At 44.4% G+C, this 1,258-nt stretch carries 1 protein-coding gene; it reads right to left on the bottom strand.

What is annotated here, in order from left to right; genetic code table 11:
- Nucleotides 1-8 precede the first annotated feature (8 nt).
- Nucleotides 9-1,186, bottom strand: a protein-coding gene (locus AB4133_RS21925; protein WP_102420178.1) for an IS3 family transposase whose coding sequence is annotated in 2 segments (ribosomal slippage) — nucleotides 9-928 and nucleotides 928-1,186 — 1,179 coding nt in all. Because the reading frame shifts where the segments join, the coding sequence is not laid out codon by codon here.
- Nucleotides 1,187-1,258 lie beyond the last annotated feature (72 nt).

Raw genomic sequence — 1,258 nt, 5'->3', positions numbered from 1 at the left:
TGTAGTGGTCAACTGATATTGGCCACGTTCCTAGAGTTTAACCAGAACAATCGTTCTGATTCATTGGGAGTCAAACCACCGTTGTATTGGTGCGGGCGGAGTTGGCAATAATACCCAATAATGTATCGAGTAATTTCTTGTTGTGCCTCTGCAAAGCTCCGATAACCTACTGTAGGTATCCATTCCGTCTTCAAGCTTCTAAAGAAGCGTTCCATTGGTGCATTATCCCAGCAATTTCCTCGTCGAGATAAGCTTTGCTTGATCTGAAAGCGCCACAGTAATTGCCGATAACTTCGGCTTGTATAATGACTGCCTTGATCGCTGTGAAACATGACGCCCTGTGGTTTACCACGAGACTCATAAGCCATGGCAAGAGCCTTACGAGTTAATCGACTATCGGGCGATAATGACATTGCCCAACCAATCGTTTTTCTAGCGAACAGGTCTAAAACTACGGCTAAGTACATCCAACGATAGCCAGTCCAAACATAAGTAACGTCACCAACCCAAACTCTGTTTGGCTCCGTAACTGCAAACTGGCGGCCTAAGAGGTTTGGGATCTCAATATGTTCTTGTGATGCTTTACGATACCTGTGTTTTGGCACTTGGCAGCTCACTAGACCAAGGGCTTTCATGAACTTCGTTGCTCTGTAGCGACTCAGGTTAGTTCCCTGACTCGTTATTATGTCAGCAATGGTTCTCGCTCCCGCAGAACCGTTGCTTGCGGCATGTGCCTCGCTAACTAAACTACGGAGCTTTGCTGTTTCGGCATCAATTTCTACTGGACGTTTTCGCCAGTAGTTATAACTGCTTCGATGAACATTGAACACTTCACATAATATTTTTACGCTGTGGCTCTGCTTGAGTTTCTTGATTATCAAGAATTGTTCAGTGAGTCCGACATCAACAGAGCCGTGGCTTTTTTTAATATTTCATTATGCTCTTCAAGGCGAGCTAACTTCTTTTTTAATTCACGTATTTCAATTTGCTCAGGCGTCATCGGCGATGCTTTAGGTGCTTTCCCCTGACGTTCCTCTTTTAGTTGGCGAACCCACTTATCCATCGTGGACTTCCCAACATTCATAGCTTGAGCAGCCTCTGTCACAGAGTGGTTCTGATCTAGAACCAGTTGTGCCGCTTCTAATTTGAATTCAGCGCTAAATAGTCTTCTTGTACGTTTTGTCATAGTGTCACCTGTTAACTTATGAGGTGATGATATCACCTCTAACTAAGTGACCAAATTCAGCGTACCACTACA

The organism is Vibrio sp. 10N.286.52.F8, from assembly GCF_041468745.1.
Lineage (GTDB): Bacteria > Pseudomonadota > Gammaproteobacteria > Enterobacterales > Vibrionaceae > Vibrio > Vibrio crassostreae_C.
Note: the sequence above shows the minus strand (reverse complement) of the source record. Positions and strands in the feature narration are given on the sequence as shown.